Origin of the sequence: Gelidibacter japonicus (genome assembly GCF_010725055.1) — a bacterium.
GTDB classification, from domain to species: domain Bacteria; phylum Bacteroidota; class Bacteroidia; order Flavobacteriales; family Flavobacteriaceae; genus Gelidibacter; species Gelidibacter japonicus.
The window spans coordinates 455,679-479,641 of sequence record NZ_BJKB01000002.1 but is presented as its reverse complement, the minus strand read 5'-3'; the positions used below and the strand labels follow the sequence as shown (position 1 = coordinate 479,641).

15 protein-coding genes are annotated in these 23,963 nt (G+C 37.6%); 11 read left to right on the top strand and 4 right to left on the bottom strand.

All coding sequences use genetic code 11. The features are described 5' to 3' along the window. Positions 1–36: 36 nt before the first annotated feature. Positions 37–465 (bottom strand): Lrp/AsnC family transcriptional regulator, encoded by a 429-nt coding sequence (locus tag G6N06_RS03930; protein ID WP_163514748.1) that lies wholly within the window; start codon positions 463–465, stop codon positions 37–39. Positions 466–588: 123 nt separating this feature from the next. Between G6N06_RS03930 and G6N06_RS03925 the strand changes: the two genes are divergently transcribed. Then, on the top strand, positions 589–1,308 hold the full coding sequence (locus G6N06_RS03925; RefSeq protein WP_308469742.1) for a sulfite exporter TauE/SafE family protein: 720 nt from the start codon (positions 589–591) through the stop codon (positions 1,306–1,308). Between the two features lie 51 nt (positions 1,309–1,359). On the opposite strand, the gene G6N06_RS03920 is transcribed toward G6N06_RS03925, so the two are convergent. Further along, positions 1,360–3,177 (bottom strand): TonB-dependent receptor plug domain-containing protein, encoded by a 1,818-nt coding sequence (locus G6N06_RS03920; RefSeq protein WP_163514747.1) that lies wholly within the window; start codon positions 3,175–3,177, stop codon positions 1,360–1,362. 328 nt (positions 3,178–3,505) lie between these two features. Between G6N06_RS03920 and G6N06_RS03915 the strand changes: the two genes are divergently transcribed. The 10 genes from G6N06_RS03915 to G6N06_RS03870 all read left to right on the top strand — a co-directional run bounded on the left by G6N06_RS03915 (position 3,506) and on the right by G6N06_RS03870 (position 20,707). Further along, complete coding sequence (locus G6N06_RS03915) at positions 3,506–4,570, top strand: efflux RND transporter periplasmic adaptor subunit (RefSeq protein ID WP_163514746.1); 1,065 nt, start codon at positions 3,506–3,508, stop codon at positions 4,568–4,570. A gap of 3 nt (positions 4,571–4,573) precedes the next feature. Then, on the top strand, positions 4,574–7,663 hold the full coding sequence (locus G6N06_RS03910; RefSeq protein ID WP_163514745.1) for an efflux RND transporter permease subunit: 3,090 nt from the start codon (positions 4,574–4,576) through the stop codon (positions 7,661–7,663). After that, a complete protein-coding gene (locus G6N06_RS03905) occupies positions 7,650–8,969 on the top strand; it encodes a TolC family protein (protein WP_163514744.1) in 1,320 nt (439 codons plus the stop codon). Before G6N06_RS03910 ends, G6N06_RS03905 begins: the two co-directional genes overlap by 14 nt. 106 nt (positions 8,970–9,075) lie before the next feature. Further along, the gene (locus tag G6N06_RS03900) at positions 9,076–9,654 is read left to right on the top strand and encodes an RNA polymerase sigma-70 factor (protein WP_163514743.1); all 579 of its coding nucleotides are present in this window, start codon (positions 9,076–9,078) and stop codon (positions 9,652–9,654) included. A gap of 150 nt (positions 9,655–9,804) precedes the next feature. Then, entirely contained in the window at positions 9,805–10,962 is a 1,158-nt protein-coding gene (locus G6N06_RS03895; RefSeq protein ID WP_163514742.1) for a FecR family protein, read from the top strand. Positions 10,963–11,060: 98 nt separating this feature from the next. Then, entirely contained in the window at positions 11,061–14,393 is a 3,333-nt protein-coding gene (locus G6N06_RS03890; protein ID WP_163514741.1) for a SusC/RagA family TonB-linked outer membrane protein, read from the top strand. Positions 14,394–14,397: 4 nt separating this feature from the next. Further along, positions 14,398–15,774: a RagB/SusD family nutrient uptake outer membrane protein gene (locus G6N06_RS03885; protein ID WP_163514740.1), complete on the top strand. Its 1,377-nt coding sequence runs from the start codon at positions 14,398–14,400 to the stop codon at positions 15,772–15,774. Next, positions 15,774–16,988, top strand: a complete 1,215-nt coding sequence (locus G6N06_RS03880; RefSeq protein ID WP_163514739.1) for a thioredoxin domain-containing protein — start codon at positions 15,774–15,776, stop codon at positions 16,986–16,988. Before G6N06_RS03885 ends, G6N06_RS03880 begins: the two co-directional genes overlap by 1 nt. 22 nt (positions 16,989–17,010) lie before the next feature. Continuing rightward, positions 17,011–18,387 (top strand): TlpA family protein disulfide reductase, encoded by a 1,377-nt coding sequence (locus G6N06_RS03875; protein WP_163514738.1) that lies wholly within the window; start codon positions 17,011–17,013, stop codon positions 18,385–18,387. Positions 18,388–18,682: 295 nt separating this feature from the next. After that, complete coding sequence (locus G6N06_RS03870; protein ID WP_163514737.1) at positions 18,683–20,707, top strand: protein-disulfide reductase DsbD family protein; 2,025 nt, start codon at positions 18,683–18,685, stop codon at positions 20,705–20,707. Positions 20,708–20,972: 265 nt separating this feature from the next. Here the strand turns inward: G6N06_RS03870 and G6N06_RS03865 are convergent, their stop codons facing one another. Together G6N06_RS03865 and G6N06_RS03860 are read right to left on the bottom strand one after the other, a co-directional pair. Next, entirely contained in the window at positions 20,973–23,213 is a 2,241-nt protein-coding gene (locus G6N06_RS03865; RefSeq protein WP_163514736.1) for an FUSC family protein, read from the bottom strand. Positions 23,214–23,394: 181 nt separating this feature from the next. Further along, positions 23,395–23,961, bottom strand: coding sequence for a hypothetical protein (locus G6N06_RS03860; protein WP_163514735.1), 567 nt, complete (start codon positions 23,959–23,961; stop codon positions 23,395–23,397). Between the last annotated feature and the right edge of the window lie 2 nt (positions 23,962–23,963).

The window sequence follows — 23,963 nt, the reverse complement described above, 5'->3', positions numbered from 1 at the left end:
ATCTTAAAATAGATAAATATGTCGGGGTAGCTCTAATCAGCTACCCTTTCTATTTTCAATTTCTGATAGAATGAGAAGAGTAGTGGGGCTGCCATATTGAATGAGTTTATCTATAAATTGTTGTAGGTGTAGTTGATCGCGGAGCACAACCCGAACGTGGATATTATAAGGCCCAGTTATTCTGTATACTTCCTGGACTTCGGGGAAGGTATTGATTTCCGATAAAATATATTTCAACTTTCCGTCAAAGATTTTCAGTAGAATAAATACTTCCAGCCCATTTCCTAAAAGAGCTTGATTTAATTTAACACCATAAGATTTTATAACTCCCAGATCTTCTAATTTCTGAACGCGTTCTCGAACCGCGGAGGGAGAAAGCGCTATTTTTCTTCCTATTTCTGCAAAAGAGGCTCGAGCATTTATTTTTAATAAACCGATTATTTCTCTATCTATATCACTGACCATCGATTCGATTGTTTTAAGATAAAAATACACGTTTTATTTGGAATTATGTGGAGATTGCCACTTAATCTATTTACATATTGATTGCGTATCTCGTAATTTTATACTGTTTAATAAGATGATTTTATGATGTCCTTAGAAGTTTTTTTTATTCTCGCAATTGGAATATTCGTGGGTTTTTATGTGCAGACTGTTGTCGGGTTTGCTGGGTCTTTGATGGCGCTTCCTATTTTGCTTTTTAAAATGCAACTCCCTGATGCAATCGCTTTTATTTCCATTTTTTATCTGTTTTCGAGTGTTTTTCTAATCATGAAGGAATGGCGGAATATTGATAGGAAAATCATTCTCCAGTTGGCATTGACCTCGGTGATAGGCGTCATTTTAGGGATTGTAGTGCTTAGCTATGCAAAACCCATCATTTTAAAAAGAGGGTTGGGAGTCTTTATCTTACTGTATGTAGCCTATGTCTCTTTTGGAAAAACGAAAATAAAACTTAATAAGAATGGAGTTATTGGATTTGGAGTTATGGGTGGTTTTTTTTCAGGTGTATTCTCAACTGGTGGACCTTTGTATGTGATTTGCGTTGAAAACACCGCTCATAGTATAAAAGTGTTTCGAGCCACAATGATAGGAGTTTTAGGACTGGTTACCATCACTCGTGTCCCAGCTTTAGCAGTAAGTAGGATATTAAATGTCAATCACTTAAAAATGGCATTATTTGTCTTTCCCATATTTCTACTTGCTCAGTTTTTAGGGAAACGGACGTTTTCGAAGATTGATGAAAAATTATTTAAAAGATCATTGATGCTGCTCTTGTGTGTTTCGGGAGCGATTATGATATTTTAACTTCATTGAGTTTCAATATTTGTCGGTAAGGTTCTACACCGATGGAATATACTAATCGAATTTATAGGTCACCCCAAAGAGAAGATTCCCTTTAGGCATCGGCACTAAATTCGTTTCAGTGTATTCAGCATTGAAAATATTATTAGCCGACATTGAAATGTCAAAATTATGATTTTGATAGTTTAATGAGATGTCCATCACACCATAGTCATCTCCTGCGTTACGAACGGCGTATTTATAGAGAATCGTTTGTGAGAAATTCTTGATCAATTGAGATCTGAAATTCGCGATAAATTGATGTTTCAACGAATTGATGGCATATCTGGAGTACGGAAGGTCTAATTCCTTTATTTTATCCTCAATAAAGGTATATCCAAAATTGATTTTCTGATCAAAGGTCAACATCGAAAACCCATAATCGACGGAGGTCTCAAAGCCTTTGGTATTAAGACTTCTGATATTGGTGGCCTGAAAAGGTTCATCCTCGGTGGTTTTGATGAAGTCTATTAAATTTTTTGAATCCCTATTGAATAAACTTAATGTCAAATTAAACGTCGACTTCTTAAACTTAATTCCGAATTCCTCAGCAATGGCTTCTTCGGGTTTTAACTGATCGTTGCCCAAAGTGGTGGGGTCGCTGTAGAACAAATCAGTATAGGTGGGGATTCTATACGTATAGCCTACGTTTGCATAAGCACGAAGGTTTTTGGTAATATCCACGCCAGCATCAATTCCAGGAAAGGCGTGAAACTTAAAATCTGAGTAATAAGACATGGCAACTCCTGGGGTTAAATCGACACGATCATTCAAAAGTTTAAACCGTTGTTCCAAAAACAAGGTCGTTATGGTTCGCGAGTGGTTGCCTAAGTTATTACTCGATATGAAGACTTTTTCAAAATTGACGCCGAAGCCTGTAATTCCAATATTTGAATGATAAGATCCATTTATTTGAGCGCCAATTTTATTGGAAATATGCAGATTTCTATAGCCGGTTGGATTCTGTCTATTGTACAAGTAGAGGTCTTGATTGCGCCTCCAATAAACTTGTGGCGTGATGGTCAAGTTATTCTTTTTATATCGTGTGGTGACCCCTACAAGACTCGTTTGGGTTTCTTCGTATTGATCAGTTGCCGATGGCGTGGCGTAAAATCCGTTCGCTCCAAATTTTCTTTCAGTTAAGGTGGCCAAAACTTCAATTGGGGTGTTTTGAGTATTGAAGGCGCTCTTAAGAAAATAGTTTTCCGTGTCATAATCGGTGTTATAACGATAGCCTTCAGAGACGTTTTTCGAATAATGCATTAAGTGATTTGAGTTTTCAAAATTGTTGCTGGCGGTAACTGCAGCACCCAACTGGTCATACGAACCACCACTCAATGCGATGGACAGTTGATCAGGACTTTTTTTCTTGGTAATGATATTCACCGCACCCGTAAATGCATTTTGTCCATAAACTCGTGCAGCTGGCCCTTTAATAATTTCTACACGTTCAATGATTTCTAAAGGTAAAGCTGCATTTAAAATATGATGTCCCGTTTGCGCATCGTCCATTTTGATGCCGTCAATCAGGAGAAGTGTTTGATCGAATCCACCTCCTCTAATATATAAGTCGGCCTGCATACCATTCGTGCCGCGTTGTCTTATATCCAAGCCTGCTACTTCCTGTAAAAGTTTCGCCAAAGAAGTGGCTGGACTCAACTTGATGTCCTCTGCGGTGATAATCATTATAGAGCGTGATTCTTTTGAAAAAGGTATTTCAATGCGTTGCGCCGAGATGATGATTTCGTCGAGATCCTGGGGTGTGTTTTGGTTTTCTTGGGCTATTAAACAGGAAGGAATGAGAAATACTAAGGGTAGAATTCTAAAATTCATTGTGGTTTTTGGTTGGTTTTAATATGGTGTCAAAGTTAATTAAACCACTTGTGGAAATCCTAATAAAAAAGTTTATACTATTTAAAATACTACATATGGGACTATTCCCAGTTAAATTGTTTCCCTCATGTGGCTTTTAATAGCCCGACGCCTACTTCTATTAAACACACAGTTTCTAATTCAATACCTCGTCTTTAAACATTATAGTAGATTTTTATGCAAATTCTCTTAAAATCTGTTAAATAAACTTAAGTTTTGGTACTTCTAAATTTAAAAAATTAGATTTGTGTAACCATGAACTATCCTGAATTTATATAACCATCTTTTAATGAAAAAAAGATACATTATTATCGCCATTATTATCTGCGGAATAATTGCGCTCATCGCTAATAGAATTAGTGTGAATTCCAAAGCCAGCAGTCCGAAAGGTGCTCAACGAACAGCCACTGTGATGAGTGTTGAAGGGAAAGTCCTCCAAGCCGAGAAATTTGCAGAAAACCTTACCCTTTCCGGCACCTTGGAGGCCAATGAGGAAATTGAGATACGAAGTGAAATCTCCGGAATTGTAGAAAGTATCAATTTTGAAGAAGGTAAAAAGGTTTCAAAAGGACAAGTTCTGTTTAAAGTCAATGACATTGAACTTCGCGCCCAACTGTCGCAAGTAAAAACGGCGCAACAGTTGGCTTCTGAAAATCAGAGAAGAGCTAAGCTGTTATTGGATAAACAGGCGATAAGTCAGGAGGAATTTGATGTGTCCAACGCCGATTTTGAATCTGCACGGGCCCAAGCCGATCTGATTGCGGCCCAATTATCAAAAACAACCGTTCGTGCTCCTTTTTCGGGAACCATCGGTTTGCGCGCTATTTCTAAAGGTACTTATGTTACGCCGTCAACACCAATTGCCAAACTGGTCAATACAAGTCAGCTAAAATTAACATTTGCCGTTCCGGAAAAATATGTTTCCCGTATGAAAGTGGGCACGATATTGACATTTACAACCTCCAATTCCAAAGAAGAACACACGGCGAAAATCTATGCGATAGAGCCACAGGTGGATATTGCCACAAGAACTTTGAGAATGAGAGCTATTGCCGAAAACAAGGAAGATAAATTGTACCCAGGCACTTTTGCCTATGTGACCTTACCACTTGAAACTGTCAATAACGCATTATTGGTACCAACAGAAGCCTTGATCCCTATCCAAAACGGCAAGAAAATATTCGTCATGGAAAATGGAAAAGCCAAAGAGGTGGAAGTTGAAACTGGAGCCAGAACGGACAGTGAAGTACGTGTGCTGTCTGGAATTAAAGTAGGTGATACCATATTAACATCTGGAGTCATGTCACTCAGAAATGGTACCCCGGTAAAAGTGAATTTAAAGAATCAATCCTAACTGATGAGTTTATCTACTTTAAGCATTAAACGTCCCGTACTGGCCATTGTCATGAACTTGACCATTATGTTGTTCGGGATTATTGGTTTTACCTATCTTGGGGTACGGGAGTTTCCTTCTATTGATCCGGCACAAATATCTGTGAGGACTAGTTATTCAGGTGCGAATGCCGATATTATTGAATCCCAAATCACGGAACCACTTGAAAAAGCGATCAATGGTATTGATGGAATCAGGAATATAACGTCCTCAAGCAACCAGGGCTCCAGTCGAATCAGTATTGAATTCAACCTTGATAAAGATCTTGAAGAAGCCGCCAATGACGTGCGTGATAAAGTGTCACAAGCCATTCGGAGCTTGCCTCAGGATATTGATGCTGCACCGGTAGTGTCAAAGGCTGACGCCGATTCGCGTGCCATTATTTCCATGACGGTTCAGAGCGATAACAGGAACATTCTGGAACTTACAGACTATGCGGATAATGTTTTAGCTCAGCGTTTGCAAACCATTCCGGGAGTAAGTAGTGTTCAAATTTGGGGACAGCGAAAATATGCCATGCGTTTATGGATTGATCCATTAAAATTGGCGTCGTACGGTGTAACCGTTGCAGAAGTGAGAAGCGCATTGTTGTCGCAAAACGTCGAGTTGCCTTCTGGTAAATTAACGGGCGCCAATACCGAATTGACCATAAAAACTATTGGTAATCTCTCTACCGAAGAAGAATTTAATGATATCATCATTTCCGCTGAAAATGGGAAAGTAGTACGTTTTAGTGATATTGGAAAGGCTACCCTAGAAGCTGAAAACATGGAAACCAAGCTGAGCGACTCTGGGCAACCTATGGTGGCTTTGGCAATTGTACCACAACCGGGAACCAACTATGTAGCTATCGCCGACGCGTTCTATGAGGAATTTGACAAGCTTAAAAAAGATTTGCCTGCCGATTTCAAATTGAACGTCGTGATTGATGATACCTTATTCGTCAAACGCGCCATTACCGAGGTTGTGGAAACCTTGGGGATTTCCATTGTTTTAGTCATCTTGGTCATCTTTTTCTTCTTTAGAAACTGGTCCATTGCCATGCGACCACTAATCGATATTCCTGTATCCTTGATTGCGACCTTCTTTATAATGTGGATGTTTGGGTTTTCTATCAATGTATTGACCCTGCTTGCTATTGTCCTCGCCACGGGATTGGTGGTAGATGACGGGATTGTGGTCACTGAAAATATCTATAAAAAAGTAGAAGAAGGCATGTCGCCCATTGAGGCTGCAATCAAGGGTTCCAATGAGATTTTCTTTGCGGTGATTTCCATCTCGGTGACGCTGGCAGCAGTTTTTCTTCCTGTAATTTTCTTGGAGGGCTTTGTTGGCCGATTGTTTCGAGAATTTGGTGTGGTTATTGGTGCGGCCGTTTTGATTTCGGCCTTCGTCTCTTTGTCATTGACGCCTATGCTGAATGCCTATTTGATGAAACCTGGAAAGCAGAACCAAACACGGTTTTATCTTTATACAGAACCTTTTTTCGTGAAGATGAATAATGCCTATGCCAGTTCATTAGGCAAGTTCCTGAAGAATAAATGGTGGAGCTTCCCTGTATTGGCCATCTGTATTGTGATGATTGGGGTGTTCTATAGTTTGCTTCAAAAAGAAACAGCACCTTACGATGATAGAAGTTATATCGGACTTAACGTAACGGCTCCAGAAGGTGCTTCATATGAGTATATGGATCGGTTTATGACCGAGATCACCGATTTAATCAATGATTCCATTCCAGAAAAAAAAGTGAGTTTAATTATCACTTCTCCAGGCTGGGGATCGTCTTCAGTGAATAGCGGTCGTGCGACCATTTCATTGGTGGATCCAGGTGATCGCGATCGCTCTCAGAAAGAAATTGCCGAAGATCTTTCCCGATGGACCAGAAATTATGAAAATGCCCGTGTGAGTGTCTCAGAAACCCCAACCATCGCTGTAAATAGAAGGGGAGGGATGCCAATTCAATATATAATTCAGGCTCAGAATTTTGAAAAGTTACGCGAAGTAATTCCTGAGTTTATGGAAGAAGCCGAGGATCATCCGGTCTTTTCCAATACGGATGTGAATTTGAAATTCAACAAACCTGAAATCTATGTCACTATTGATCGTGAAAAGGCAAAGAGCTTGGGCGTTTCGGTTTTGGATGTTGCACAAACCTTACAATTATCGTTAAGTGGCCAGCGTTTCGGTTATTTTATGATGAATGGAAAGCAGTATCAGGTGATCGGACAGTTTGATAAGAAAGATCGTAGTAAACCGATGGATCTTACGTCAATGTACGTCAAAAATGATAAGGGCGAATTGATACAGATGGATAATTTAGTGACCACTGAAGAACATAGTAGTCCGCCACAACTATATCACAACAACCGTTATATGTCGGCCACGGTTTCTGCAAGTTTGGCACCAGGGATGAGCATAAGTGATGGTATTGATGCCATGGAGAGCATTCGGGCGAAGGTTTTGGACGAAACTTTTACCACTGATTTGGGGGGTGAGTCGAGAGATTTTGTGGAAAGTAGTTCCAATACCCTTTTTGCGTTTGGATTGGCTTTATTGCTCATATTTTTAATTTTGGCGGCTCAGTTTGAAAGTTTTATAGATCCATTTATTATTATCCTTACCGTGCCTATGGCAGTTGCGGGCGCTTTATTTTCATTGTGGTTATTTGGGCAGACTTGGAATATTTTTAGCCAGATTGGTACCATCATGTTAATTGGGTTGGTGACGAAAAACGGGATTTTGATAGTAGAATTTGCCAACCAACTTCGTGAAGAGGGCATCCCGAAGGACGAAGCTATTCGAAAGGCTTCAGTCTCCCGATTGCGTCCAATTTTGATGACGAGTTTAACTATAGCGTTGGGAGCATTGCCAATTGCATTGTCCATCGGAGCGGCTTCAACAAGTCGTATCGGAATGGGGGTGGTCATTATTGGCGGCACCATGTTTTCGCTTGTTCTGACCCTATTCGTCATTCCGTCTATTTATATGATGTGGTCAAGAAAAAGAAAACATCATCCAGAATTTGATAAAATTGATACTTATGGAACCGTATAAGCTCTGGCCGCTATATCTGAGTATGTGTTTGGGATTGTTTTCATTGAATACGCATTCGCAAGATCTATTGACACTTGAAAAAGCGGTGGAAATTGCCTTGGAAAATAATTACGATATTCGTTTGGCAAGAAACAATTTGAAAACAGATTCTCTTGGTGTCAGTCCTGGATTTGCTGGCATGCTCCCGCGGGTTTTTGCCCAGGCCAACACCAATAACAGCACTCAAAATATATCGCAAACCCGTTCCAACGGTGACATAATCGAATTGGATAACGCAAAAAACAACAGTCTCAATTATGGCGTTGGACTGGATTGGACGATTTTTGATGGTTTTGGCATGTTCGCACGTTATGACCGATTGAAAGAACTTGAAAAATTGGGAAAAGCAGAGTTGCAAAGTGCCTTATTGAATCGGGTGAGCGATGTGATGATCACTTATTACGATTTGGTCCAGCACCAGCAGCAATTGACCGCTTTAGACAGTACTCTGGTAATTTCCCAGCAACGGGTAGAACTTGCTGAGAACCGGTTCAATATTGGCAAGGCTTCCAAGTTGGAAGTGCTGAATGCACAAGTAGATCTCAATACGGATAAGACGCTTCACATTAGAGAACTTGAAGTGTATGCCAATACAAAAATCAGACTTAATGAAATTATGGGTCGAGACCCAGAAACCAAATTTAAGGTTAGGGATGAGGTGTTGATAGCGAGTGATTTGCAGCTGTCTGAACTTGAGGATTTGGCAACGACTCAAAATCCGGAATTGCAGGCACAATTGATCAGTAAACGGATTTCTGAATTGGAACTAAAGCAGGTTAAGGGGAATCGTTACCCTAAAATTTCAGCCAATACGGGTTATAATTTCAGCGATTCAGAATCAAGTTTGGGTTTCACTACAAAAAATAATGCGCATGGATGGAATTACGGATTTTCTGCCAGTATAGATATTTTTAACGGCTCCAATCAAAATAGAAATGAAAAAATAGCTAAGCTTCAAATTGAAAATTCAACAATTGCCATAGCCCAGCTGACACAGACTATAAAATCACAATTACATACCGCATTCCAAACCTATCAAACCAATCTGAGCTTGATTGAACTCGAGACCAAGAATGAAAATATTGCGAAAGAAAATCTTGATATCACTTTAGCGAAATATAAAATAGGAACGATCCCAACTATAGAATTCAGAACAGCACAACTCAATTATATACAAGCCTCCTTGCGTTTAAGCAACGCTATTTACCAGGCTAAATTGTCTGAAATCACCTTGAAGCAACTTGCGGGTAGTTTGTCTTTGAACTAGTTAGTGAAAGTCTTCGTCTTTTTAGTGAAAGTCTTCGTCTTTTTTGGGTTATTTACTTCGGTGTTGATTATTTTTTATACTTTTAAGCCCTATCCTTTGTTCAAACATGTTTACGTCCTATACTAATCATGCGCTGTTGAAACGAATAGCTGTTGATGATATAAAAGCTTTTGAAGAGCTTTATCAGAGATACGCAGGCAAGATGCTTGTGTATGCCTTGAATATATTGAAAAAGAGAGATGTTTGTGAAGACTTGGTCCAGAATGTTTTTATCGATTTCTGGTCGAAAAGAAAGACCAATTCTATTGAAAATGTAGAGGCTTATCTCTTCCGGGCCGTTAAATTTCAAGTGTTTAATTATTTCAGAGATTATAAGTTTTCAAATGAGGATTTAACTCGTCTGAATATTGTTGACGTCTCCATGAATGCTGCAAAAAAAATGGAATATGACGAATTAGAGTCTACCATTCAAGATGTTGTCAATCAATTACCGCCACGTTGTAAGGAAATATTTGAATTAAGCCGGTATGATCACAAATCTAATAAGGAGATAGCTGAAACCTTGAATGTGTCCATTCAGGCCGTAAAAAATCAAATTTCCAAAGCCTTGATCACGATTAGGGCGAATCTTCACAGAGAAGAACTACTCTTCTTTTTCATAGTATTCTTTGAGAACCATTTCTAAAATTAAATTTTGATTTCGGTTTAAGGTTCTTGTAGTCAAGTGTTTGAGGTTGGTTTTATGCTTTTTATAAAAAAAATCTCAAATCTGACGTGTACCAATGTGTTCTTTTCGGTACATATAATAAATCAATCGATTTTAATTTTTATTTCAATGAATTTAAAACAAGCGAAAGAGCTTTTTGATAAATATATAAATAATCAGTGTTCTCCTGAAGAATTAGAATTATTAGAAACTTTTCTTGATTCCTATCAAGATGGGAATGCTGTTCTATTTGACAACAATCTACAGGATGTTAAAGAGAGTCAAGACAAAATTTGGCAAGATATCCTCACTCAAATAGAGGACAAGACTTCACGCAGAAAAACCTATCCGTTCAAATCTTATTTGGCTTATGCTATTGCGGCATCTGTGGTTGTCTTTTTGGCTATTGGAGTTTTTAACCAATTTGATAAAGTTGAAACTGAAACACAATCCAAAATTGTTTCCGAGGAGTCTATAAAGATAGGTACCGATAAGGCCATATTGACACTGGAAGATGGTACCAGTATTGCTTTGGAGAAGGGTAAGAACTATGATGATGATAATATACGTAGCGACGGTGAACGTGTGATATATCAAGGTGATGAGCAAGAAAATGTTGAAAGCAAAATAACATACAATTATTTGACAATTCCTAGAGGTGGTCAGTTTTTCGTAAAACTATCTGATGGCACTCAAGTTTGGTTAAATTCAGAAACACAGTTAAAATACCCTGTTAGCTTTATTAAAGGACAGCCTCGCAATGTTGAGTTAGTTTATGGCGAGGCTTACTTTGATGTATCACCAAGTAAACTTCATAATGGTGCAACATTTAGTGTCACTTCCAAGGGACAGCATGTTGAAGTACTCGGGACTGAGTTTAATGTAAAAGCCTATCAGGATGAAGACTTGACTTATACGACATTAGTAGAAGGTATGGTTATGGTAGCTACTGAGAATCAAGAGGGATTGAAGCTTAAACCAGGACAGCAAGTTGTTTTAAATGAAATGGAGAACACATTGGTGGTTTCATCAGTTGATGTTTACGGTGAAACTTCATGGAGAAATGGAATGTTCAGTTTTAAGAATTTAGCCTTAAAAGACATCATGACAGTGTTATCAAGGTGGTATGATGTTGACGTTGCATTCAAGGATAAAGAGGCAGAAAATATAAAATTCAACGGTGTCTTGAGTAAACATCAGGATCTTGAAAAGATTCTTACAACCATTCAAAATACTGGATTTATAAATCAATTCGAAATAGAAAATAAGAAAGTAACTATAGAGTAAAAAAATAAAGGGACAAGTCACGACCTCTCACAGTAATGAACTTAATCCCTTTTGAGTATTTAATTAATTAAAAATTTAACTAACTAAAACACAAATTTATGGAAATTAAGTTTACCAACACGCTATTCTATCCTCGGAAAGCAATTGTAAAATGTATCATGAGAACATTTATCCTTTTATTTTGTACTTCAGTATTTAGTTTGACATCAACGACAATTTTATCGCAGAATGCTAAAATTAGTATTGACGAGAATAAAGTGTTGTCCATTGACCAAGTTTTTGACCTGATAAGGACGCAAACCCAATATACATTTATTTATCAGGAGGATATGTTTAAAAATGCGCCTAAGGTTACTTTGGAAAAAGGAGTAATTACAGCAAATAAACTTCTGGAACTTAGTTTAGGGAACAACAATTATGATGTTATCCTAACTGGTACCAATGAGATTATTATCAAGAAGAAACAACAACAGTCAGTTGTAACTGGTCAGGTCAAGGATGAAAACGGTATGCCACTGGGTGGGGTTACGGTATTGGTTAAGGGGTCTGCCAATGGTGTCGCCACTGACATAGATGGGAGGTACTCAATAAAGGCCTCAAAAGGAGAGGTTTTAAAGTTTAGCTATGTTGGCATGATGCCAATGGAAGTTCCAGTTGGGGAAGATTTATTAATAAATATAGTTCTTACGGTAGATTCTGAGTCTTTGGAAGAAGTTGTTTTAGTAGGTTATGGGTCTCAAAAACGGAGTGATATTACGGGTTCAGTTTCTAAAGTTAATGTTGTTGAAATGAATAAAACTAATCCAATAAGTGTTGATAACGCACTGGTTGGAAGAGCTTCTGGTGTTCATGTAGTGACTGCTTCAGGTGCTCCAGGAGCTAATGCTTCTATAAGAATACGTGGTATAACTTCAGTATTTGGTAACAACGAACCTTTATATGTTATTGACGGTTTACCAATGGAAATAGGTCAAGGGCAAGGCAACGATTTTTATGCTCAAAATTTCTCAAGTACTTTGTCGCCACTTTCATCGATCAATCCAATGGATGTTGAGAGTATAGACATTTTAAAAGATGCATCCGCAACCGCTATATATGGATCAAGAGGTGCCAATGGAGTAGTTATCATAACTACTAAAAAGGGAAGTTATTCTTCGGTCCCAAGCATTAGCTTAAGTTCTACCACGACCATATCAAGCTTTACGAATGATTATTCCATGCTTGATGCAAACCAATATCATAGCGTTGTTGAAAAAGCATATGGAAATGCGGGAGCGACAATTCCTAATGACGATGAGCTTTATCCGTTCGGTAGAGAGGTAAATACCAACTGGCAAAAGCAAACAGATCAAACAGCAATTAATACTAACTATTATTTAAATGCCAACGGAGGCTCACTTAATGGGTCTTCACTTTATTCCCTTTCTGCGGGCGTTACAGACCAAAAAGGTGTTATTTACGGCACCAATTACAAACGAAACAATTTAAGAGCAAAACTGGAAACGAGTTTATCTGATAAGTTAAGAGTAGGTGTCAATTTTAATTATAGTGACTCCAACAACAAAGGAAGTAATTCAACTTTCTATTACCAAACTATAAAATACAGACCAGATATTCCAGTTTTTAAGGAGAATGGTGAGTATGCCAATGATCCTTCGAACTTTCTGGCAAACCCTTATGCCAAAGTAAGATACCCTTCTTACGTGGATAGTCAAAACTTGATGCTTTCCTTGTTTGCTGAATATGAGATTACTAAAGGACTTCAGTTTAAATCAACTTATTCCTATACTAAAGGTGACAATGAAAGCTTCAGGTATACTCCAAGTTATGATCCATTTGAGTTAAGAAATAACAGAAAAGGGACTTTAAATCAATCAAATTCTGATTACTCTTCAAGAATCTGGGATAATACGCTGACTTTTAGCAAGTCTATAAAAAAACATGAGTTTAATGCTGTAGGTGGAGTTTCTTTCACAGAAAATAAAAGTGATTTTACTAGTATTAGAGCCACCGATTTCCCTGATGATGATGTGATGGTTACTCCTGGAGCAGCGTCTAGTTTGAACTTAACTAGTGGTGGGACCATTAGCGGACTGGCTTCATATTTTTTAAGAGCTAATTATAATTTTGATAATAAATATTACCTAACATTCACTGGAAGAGCGGATAATTCAACAAAATTTGGACCTAAAAACCAGTGGGGCTATTTCCCATCGGGGGCTATAGCATGGCGAATTTCTAAGGAGGAATTTTTTAATGTCGATTTTATAGATGATTTAAAATTGAGAACGTCCTATGGGAAAACGGGATCTGCCAATTTTTCAGATTTCCAGTATGCAACATTCTTTGAAGCTGGAAGTTATTACAATAATAACAATGGGGTTGTATCCAATACTATTCCTAATCCAGACATTAAGTGGGAAACCACCGATCAATTGGATATCGCTTTGGATTTCTCAATTTGGGATAGAAGAATCAATGGTAGCGTGGGCTACTTTAATAAAAACACTTCCGATCAGATTTTACTGCGTGATGTCATTCTTGAAACAGGAGGAACAAGCCAATATTCAAATATTGGGGATTTCTTGAATAAAGGTTTTGAATTTCAGGTTGGTGTGGATATCATTGCTACTGAGAGATTTCAATGGACTTCTGAGTTTAATTTGACCACCATTAAGAGTAAAGTGTTAAAATTGAATGGAGGTTATTACAGGAATTTGATTGAAGGAGAATCTATTAGTTATTTCGAAGGGTATAGAGTAGCTAAGATTTTTCAGAACCAAGAGGAAATAGACGCTCTAAATGCGGCATCTCCAAATGGTGTTTATCAATCAAATAATACAGCTCCTGGAGATTTTATGTATGTTGATGTCAATAATGACGGTTATATTGGTGGAGATGATAGAGATATCATTGGAAACGCAGAACCCGACTTTTTTGGTGGATTCAATAACATCTTCAGATTTGGCAATTTTGAAGTCTCGGCCTTATTTAATTATAGTGTTGGTAATTATTTGTATAACAGCAATAAGAAGGATCTGTTGATCTTTAGTAATTACAACAACAATTATTCTAAGGAAATTCTTGGGGCATGGACATCACAAAATCCGAATGTGGATATCCCTCGATTAGTTTCTGGCGATCCAAACAACAATAGAAGAGATTCTGATTTTTTCATTGAGGATGCCTCCTTTATTAAATTGAAAAACTTAAATGTCACTTATAAATTTAATCCAGACATATTAAAGAAGTTGTTTATACAACGCGCAAGTATCTCATTGTCGGCAAGCAATGTGTTTGTAATTACAAAATACAGCGGCCTAGACCCAGAGGTAAACTATAACGCTGCCAGTAATTTCAGCCAAGGGTATGATAGTGCAAGCTATCCATCCGTTAGAACTTTTACATTAGGATTAAACTTAAACTTATAATATTATGAAACTATTTAAAATATATACATTCGCTATTCTCGTCTTAGCGCTTTTAGTTAACACCTCCTGTAACTTAACAGATGTTACAGATGTAGAACCAGTATACCAGGTTTCTGAAGACAAGGTGATTACCAATTTAGATCAAGCTCAAACCGTTTTATATGGTACGTATGGAATTCTAAAGAATCTGGAGTTTACAGGATATGCTCCTGGATTGACATCGTTGATGGGTGTTACCATGAAACCCGGATCGTTTGCTGGAAGCTCTGAGAATGCGTTTTTTAATAACGATGTGTCTCCTGATAATTTTTATGCAGAAATAATTTATGCTAAAATGTATTTCTTGATCAATAATGCTAATCATGTAATCACTAAAACGGCATTACTAGAGGCTGATGAAACAAGAAAAAAGGAAATCATCGGAGAAGCAAGAGCGTTGAGAGCCTTGTCTCATTTTTATTTGTTGCGTCTTTGGGGGCAATTTTATGATATCAATTCCGAATATGGTATCGTCTTGAAAGAACAGCCAATTAAAGATGCTACAGTGCAACCACGAGCTACAGTATCAGAAGTCTATGAGTTGATTTTGGCCGATTTGGATTATGCCATTCAAAATGCGCCTGACTTTTCAGATACATTTTACACCTCAAAAATATTCGCAAAAGGATTAAAGAGTAAAGTGTTATTGTATAAAAAAGATTATTCACAAGCCGCACAAGCAGCTTTAGAAGTTATAGAATTAGAGAACAGAACACTCGAAGATACTTTTGCCGATATTTTTATAAAAAAAATCATTGATACTAAAGAAGTACTCTTTCAAACGCCTTTTGATAATCTAAATGACCGTAATAATAAGGCATTTATATTTCGAGCTTATTATTTGCCTTCAGAATATTATGTTGATTTCATGGAAGGTGATGCAAGAAAGGATGCAGCAATTGCTTACACCACATCAGGAGCTGCACGAAATGCAAAGTTTAATAATTCTACCTATAACGGAGTTCCATTAACTGCCGATACAGAGTATTTCCTTCGTTTGGACGAAGTCTATTTGATTTTTGCTGAAGCTGTTTTAAGAGGTGATGACGATTCAGGTGCTGCACTCGATGCTCTCAATAAGATTAGGGAACGTAGTGAAAACCCACTGATTACAACGACCAATAAGGCCGAACTTCTGGAAATCATCCGCAATGAAAAAATATTTGAATTGGGTGCTGAAAGTGGTGAAGATTGGTTTGATTTGGTGAGGTTTCATAAAGAGGGAGATCTTGATATTAATAGTTTTAAAACAATTTCATCCGATTCAAAACTTATTTTACCAATCCCTATGCAATCTGTCGACTTATCCGATGGTTTAATTATTCAAAACCCTGATTACTAATGAAAAATACTATGATCATAGTAATGCTGAGTTTGGTGTTCTACACATGTAAGGATAAACCGACTGAAGTGGCGGAAAAAATTGAGAATCATAAAGAAATTGATTTTCAAGAAACAAATTTTGACGGTCTTTTAGCTAAGGCAGCTAAAGAAAATAAATTAATCTTCATTGATTGTTACACTTCGTGGTGTGCCCCTTGTAAGTGGATGGATAAAAATGTCTTTGTAAAACAGGAAGTCTATGAGTTTTATAATAAATCCTTCATCAATGCGAAAATAGATATGGAAAAAGGAGAAGGCCCAGAACTTGGTAAAAGATTTGGTGTCCAATCCTATCCAACCTATCTCTTTATCAATTCAAAAGGAGAATTGGTACATAAGGCTACATCAAAAATGGAGGCTGAAGAATTTATAACAGAAGGTAAGAAGGCCATAGATCCTTCGAAAGCTTTGGGCTCACTCTCTCAAAAATATGATGAGGGTATTATGACTAATGAAGAAATGTTGGATTATTTGATGGCGTTGAACCAAATCAGGGACTCGAAAACGAATCAAGTTTATGACAAGTTGCTTTCCAACGTTGATGATAGCTGGCTGAAGTCGGTTTCAGGTTGGCGACTTATTGAAGCGTTTGTTTATGATGATACACATAAGCTTTTCAAGTTTTTAGATGCCAATAAACAGCATTATATAGATTTGATTGGAATTAATGCGGTTAATAAGGTATACAAACGGGCACTGACCAGAAATATATACCGTACCTCTAAAAATACAGATGCAAAGCTGTTTTTTGAACAATTGGATTCCTTGAAAAAACTGTCTGATACGCCTCGTGATGTTGCCATCATACATTCTGCTTTCTATGCAAACACCGACAATGCTGATGAGTTTATTAAAACTACGAATGATTATGTAAATAATTACTTGCAGGATGACCCAGAAACGATAGCATTTATCGCACGCTCTGCGGCTCGTGAAGAGCAGAAAAACATGGCCATTTTAAAACAAGCTGCTCATATCATTGATAAGGCCTATAAAATGGATCCTGATAATTATGGCACCGTGGGAACCTATGCACAAATATTGAGTGCCATTGGTGAGAAGAAAAAAGCAATTGAGTTGGGGGAAATCGCTGTTAAAATGGCAGATACTATTAGTAGTAAGGTTAAGAACCGTGCTATGGAAAATTTAGAAGCCATAAAAAAGGCGAATTAAGGAATCAAAAAACAAGAATTAAATGAAAAAACTATTAATTGTTTTAACAATAGCGACTATAACTCTGTCTTGTAAAAATGAAGTGCCTAACGACCTTACTGTGTTTTCAGGTGAGATTACAAATATCATAGATGATAAAATCATATTGGCAAATCATGATAACAGTCAGAGAGATACTATTGCGGTATCTGAAGCAGGTAAGTTTTTAGATACTCTAAAGATTAGTACAGGATCATATTTAGTTACATATGGTAAAATTTTTATGAGGGTCCATCTCGAACCAGCTTCACATTTAAACATCACTTTTGACACAAAAGATTTTAAAAACTCTCTAAACTTTTCTGGAGAAGGAGCTGCTGTCAATACGTATTTGCAAGATAAAATTAAGAGAGAAAGAGAAATGATGGGAAGTTTTGAGGAATTCTACAGCCTGGATGAAGTTGAGTTTAAGAAGAAGGCTAACGATATCAAAACGAGTATGGAACAATTCATTGATGACCAAATGAATATTTCCGATGATTTCAAAAAGAAAGAAAATCGAAACATTGGACATGAGTTTATTGCAAAGCTATTGGGGTATGAAAAGTCCCATAGCTATGTTATAAAAGTGCCTGAATTTAAGGTCTCTACTGATTTTCTGCCAGAAATGACAGGGTTTGATTACAATAATTCTGAAGATTTTAATTTCTCTGGATCATACAGGCGCCTTGTATCAAGCCATTTTAGAGAGACTGCCAAAAATATTTCAGACTCAGAGAATCTTGAAGAAGATGTGGCGTATTTAAAGGTTGTTTCCGAATCTCCAAATCAGGAGATAAAAAATAAGCTGTTGTTTGATGAAGCAAAAAGTGGAATCTCATACACAGCTAATTTGGAAGATTATTATGATGTCTATATAAAGGCTTCTACTGATAAAAAAAATAATGAAATTATTACAGAGAGTTATCATAAACTTAGAACCGTAGCCAAAGGAATGCCATCTCCAAAGTTTTTTGATTATGAAAACAATGACGGTAGTAAAACCTCTTTAGATGATTTAAAAGGGAAATATATTTATGTAGATGTTTGGGCAACTTGGTGTGGGCCATGTATAAAAGAAATTCCATCATTAAAGAGAGTTGAAAAGGAGTATCATGGCAAGAACATTGAGTTCTTAAGCGTGTCGATTGACAAACAATCTGATCATGGAAAATGGAAAAAAATGATTGTGGATGAGAATCTGGGTGGCATTCAAGTATTAGCGGATAATGCTTGGGAATCACAGTTTGTGCAAGATTATTTGATCATGGGCATTCCGCGTTTCATTTTGTTGGACCCCGAAGGCAATATTGTCACAGCTAATGCACCAAGACCTTCAGATGATAAATTGATTGATTTGTTTAATGAATTAAATATTTAATAGCAGCTTTGGTGGTTTATTAAAATTAGTTGGTTAAAAAAAAGTAAGTTTTATTAATTATTCTTATATGATAAACCACTTCTTAAACTGTTGTTAAAAACCTATAGATCCATGAGAAGAGTTGCGCCTTCCTACTTCTTTTAATTACCTTTGCACCTTGAATTTTATAAGTATTAAATATTTTAACATTTTATTATAAGGGCACTCTGCATTTGCAACGTCTTATGGGTAGAGAATTTATATGTCATGTTTTCTCTATTTTAAATATTGATAATACCCTAACGAATACTATCAGATGAGAAATATCTTTCTTTATTTTTTATTGGTTTCCTTAACATGGACAACAGCAAAAGCTCAAGTTTTGGAACCCGTAAAATGGTCCACTTCAGTTGAAAAAATCTCCGATACAGAATACGATTTAATATCAAAAGCCACTATTGATAGGGGCTGGCACCTATACTCACAAGAGGTTCCAGAGGATGGACCAATTCCAACGACGTTTATATATGATACTGGTAAAGACGCTGAGCTTATAGGTAATACCACCGAAGAAGAGGGGCGTACCGTTAATGACCCTGTATTTAATATGCGCATCAAATATTTTGATGATTCGGCGGAATTCAGACAACGTATCAATGTACTCAACAAGGAGCTTTCAATTGTTAAAGGTGAGGTGGAATTTATGGTCTGTGATGATATGCGATGTTTGCCTCCAGCTTATATCGACTTGGATTTTGATCTAACAAAAGCTGAGGGATTTACTGGAACAGACACCATTGCCTCTGATGAGAATAGTATTTTTAATTTTCAGGAGCCTGTAAAGATTGATACTGATAAAGAAGAAGTCATTATAACTGAAAAGGAGGAAAAAGAAGCAGAGAACAGCGGTCTGTGGACGATTTTCATTCTTGGAATGGGCGCCGGACTTATCGCCTTGTTCACCCCATGTGTCTTCCCATTGATACCCATGACCGTTAGTTTCTTTACCAAGCAAAGTCAGACCAAGGCCGAGGGGGTGAAAAATGCCATAATCTACGGCATCTGTATCATCGTCATCTATGTTATTTTGGGTACTGGCGTCGTGGCGATTTTTGGTGCGAGTGCCATTAACGAGTTTTCCACGAGTGTCACCTTTAACCTGTTGTTCTTTTTCATCTTGGTAATCTTTGCCGTATCCTTCTTAGGTGCTTTTGAAATCATGCTGCCACAATCGTGGGCAAATAAAATCGACAGTAAAGCCGGTAAGGGAGGCTATACGGGTATATTTTTTATGGCTTTGGCACTAGCCATTGTTTCCTTTTCTTGTACAGGACCATTTGTAGGTAATATTATTGTGCTCTCTGCCACCAAAGGCGGATTGGCACCTATGATCGGAATGTTGGGCTTTTCAATTGCTTTGGCATTGCCATTTGGATTGTTTGCGGCATTCCCAGGGTGGTTGAACTCCCTGCCAAAATCAGGAGGTTGGTTGAATACCGTTAAAGTAGTTTTAGGATTCTTGGAATTGGCATTTGCGTTCAAATTCCTGTCCCAAGCAGATCTGGTTCTGCAGTTACATTTCTTGGAGCGCGAGGTGTTCATTGCCATATGGATTGCTATTTTTGGCGCCCTGGCGTTTTACCTTTTTGGAAAGATCAGATTGCCACATGATTCGCCGTTGACTCATATTTCTGTTGGACGTTTGAGTCTTGGTCTGTTGGTACTGAGTTTTACTATTTATATGATCCCTGGTCTTTGGGGTGCACCTCTTAACTTGATCAGTGCGTTCCCACCGCCATTGGATTATTCTGAATCGCCTTATGGTGTTGGTAATTCCAAAACCGGAGGAGGGTTTAGCTCAGGTGAAGCACAGGTGCTTCCTGATGGTGGACATCTTTTGGCACCTCACCAGATCTTGGCCTTCAATGATTATGAAAAAGGAATGGCCTATGCCAGGAAAGTCGGTAAACCAGTGATGTTGGATTTTACGGGATGGGCCTGTGTAAACTGTAGAAAAATGGAACAGAACGTTTGGCCAAATGACCAAGTGCTCAATATCCTTAAAAACGAAGTGGTGTTGATTTCCTTATACGTTGATGATAAGCGAAAGCTTGAGGACGATGAGATCGTAGAATCGCAGTTACGACCAGGCAAACAGTTAAAGTATATCGGACAGAAATGGAGCGAATTCCAGACCATAAGATATAAAACAAATACCCAACCTTTTTATGTCTTGATAGATCATGATGAAGAAAACCTTAATGATCCGGTTGGCTATACACCGGATGCTCAAGAATACCTTGAATGGATGAGAGAAGGATTGGATGGGTTTGAAAAATAAGAGACAGATTTTAATATTAGTAAAATATAAGAGCAGTTTCAATCTAATACATTGATCAATTACATTGATATTAATATCGAAAACCACTTCAGCTAAATGAAGTGGTTTTTTTGATGGTGAAACGCAGATTTAAAAGTGAAATACGCTAATTTTTAAAGCTTTAGTTAATCCCACTATCCAATAGTAATTCGGATAGCAGGTATTAGATGATATGGATTTGGCCATGATACCAGCAAATGGAAGTTTTATAGACTGCTGATAATTTCTACAAGACCTCCTGATATTTTGAAGTTGCTTTTCTGAGATTTTCTGAAAGCGTCTTTAACCAGATTAGTTGGTTGGAAATTAAATATGCTTCTTGAAGATTGTGGAGTGTTTCAGTGTCTATTTCTGTATGGCCATTTTGAATGTTTTCATCGCGCATTCTAGATAGGCTACGATAGGTTTCCATTAATTTCTCCTGAGCTTTTTCAATATCGACGGTGATCGTTTCGCAATCGGCCTGAACATTTTTTAAAATTGAGCAAGAGGCTTCCAAGGTATTAGCTATTCTTCGGACTATGGCATCAAATTCTTTCGAAGCTGGAGTGGTTTGATGGTTGATAATAAAACTGCCAATGGACGCAATAGCCGAAACCATGGTTTGGTTCAAGGTCACCATGTCATAGATCAGTTGAAATTCCACTTGTTTTGATTTTGGATCTTGTGTCAATCTTTGGAACGCGGCATTCAAATTACTAATGGCCAAAAAGGCTTCTTTTCTTGCTAATTTATAATTGAGTTCGTTTTTATTTTTGTCATAATATAACTCTTGGGTAGCCAAAAGATATGTTCTGTTCTTGTGTAAAGCGTCGACAAGCACATTTTTTAAGTTTAAGGCTTCCCAACTTGGCCATAAAGTGTAATTGGCAATAACGGCAATCCCCGCACCTATTATGGTGTCAATCACCCGGTATTGGATGACCTGAAAGGCATCAGGATTGATAAGCGAATACACAAATATGATATTTATGGTGATAAATGCAGCCGCCGATCTAAGATTCTGTTGTATGAGTGAAAAGGCCAAGGTTAAGGATATAATCGCTAAAACCCCGTAAACAATGATATTTTGAGTCAGTAATACGATACCTATAGCTATGGCGGCACCTATAAGTGTACCAATAATTCGTTCTTTGGATCGCTCTTTGGTCAGGCCGTAGTTGGGTCGCATAATCACAATTATGGTCAGTAGAATCCAATAGGTGTTTCTGATGTCCAAAAGAGTGCCCAGGATAAAGGCAAATATAATGGCGACAGTAAATCGTAGGGCATGCCTGAATAAAGTAGAATTCCAACTGAAATTTTGAATAATTACGTTTAGGCGATACTCTTGAAGCGTTAAAAACTGACTTGTGTTCTGGCGTTTTAAGGATACTTTTGAGGCGTCCTTAACATTGGCCATTACGCGGCGAATGGCACTGATCTCATCAAAAATGTTTTCTTGGTAATCATAAAGATTACGAAGTGCTAGTGCTCCTTCACGAGCTTTTGGCAATTGGATATCCTCTACATATTTCGATATTGCCTCTTTAGCTTTTGAAAGGGCAGGAATTAGAGTATCGTTATCTGAAATTTTATCATTTTGGATTAGTAATTCTGATAAAGTCATTAAATGGCGCCCCATGACTTTATTTAGGTCCTTAAAAGCTTTAAGGTGTTTTCGATCACTAAAAAGTCGGTCTATTTCGTTATAGTCTAAGTGTTTGGCTTCAATAAGTTCAAAAATATTAACCGAAGATATAAAGATCAACAAATGTTTTTCGTCATAATGAGAACGCCCTGAACGTTTGCGCTCTAGTAGAAGTAATTCTCTTAAAGTTTCATGTTTTTCGTTGATCTGGCTTTGCAGTACGAATGCCTTTTGTATGAGTTCATGACGTTTTGATATTTTTGTCAATAGGCGTGCTCGTAATATTAAATACTCTCCAATAAGAGTCATACTATCAGACAAAAACTGGATTTCATCTTTTTTAGGTGACAGTTTCCTGAATAGATAAGATATGAGCAAATACCAAAGTCCCCCGCAACCAATCAGTAATACATGAGACAATATATCCACTGGAGTTTCCTTTTCAACGGCAAAAGCCAATACCATAGCTAATAATCCTGAAAATGAGAACATCGAGCCCCTAAACCCATATACCGAAATAAACGACACAAAAAACGAAAAAACGGCAAGTGCTACAATGACGAGTAGGAGATAAGGTTTGCAAAATAAAATGGTGGCTGTAATCAGCATTGTTAATGCGGTACTGATTAAAATCGCATTGACCTTACGTTTTAGGCTTCCCGGAATATCTCCAGGAGCATTTAAAAAAGCACCCATAGCAATGGCGGGAGCATATTCAAAATATCCCAAAAAATTAAGGACAACCAAAGGTGTTATCACCGCAAAGGTCAATCTGATACCTCTATAAAAGTCGGATCCTTTTAGGAATATTTCTATGGATGTGAGGAGTTCTTTCAAATGTTTATGTGATTGCCTGCAAAGGTAAACTAATTGATTTGCACGGATTCCATGCAGAGGTTATTTTAATGTTATTGGTTTTGCAATATTGGAGATAAAAAAACCACCTCTGAAAGGAAGTGGTTGTAAATGTTCATTATTTAGTTATGAATGAAAAGAAATTAGACAGGTTTTTCTGAATTTAATCTTCGCTCCCCCAAGGTGCACCTGGTGTTTCCACTTCCTTGGTGAGATCAAATTTTACGGAAAATAATCTATCCGTCCCTATTCTACGAAGATTATAAGTGAAGGAACTCTCATCAACGGTAATCCACCACACGTTGTTTGCAGCATGGGCCAATAAATTGGCTGTAAACTGATCTGCTGGAAAAAATTGAATGTCAGCTCGTCCTGTATTTGGACTCAGCCCGCCGTATTGAGTGACCTCATCATCAGTGCCATCCATCTTTCTATGGTCGTGCTTTAAGAGAATTAAGTTATCTTCTCCCATCGTCAATACCCAGGTTCTTGATTTGTCATCACCAACAAAAAAAGGAATTCTGAGCACGTTGTTCTCACAACTGCGAACATGCATGACCAATTTCTCTCCGGTGAAACCATCGCCTTCTTTGCCTCCAGCTATAATTTCGCCTTCATATGCTTTACCACAGTGATTTTTAAGGGTGTCCCAAAATTGAACAGATCCAGGCACCTCCTGCGCCAACAATTGGAGCGGTACTGCCAATAAAATAAAGAGTAGTTTTTTCATGG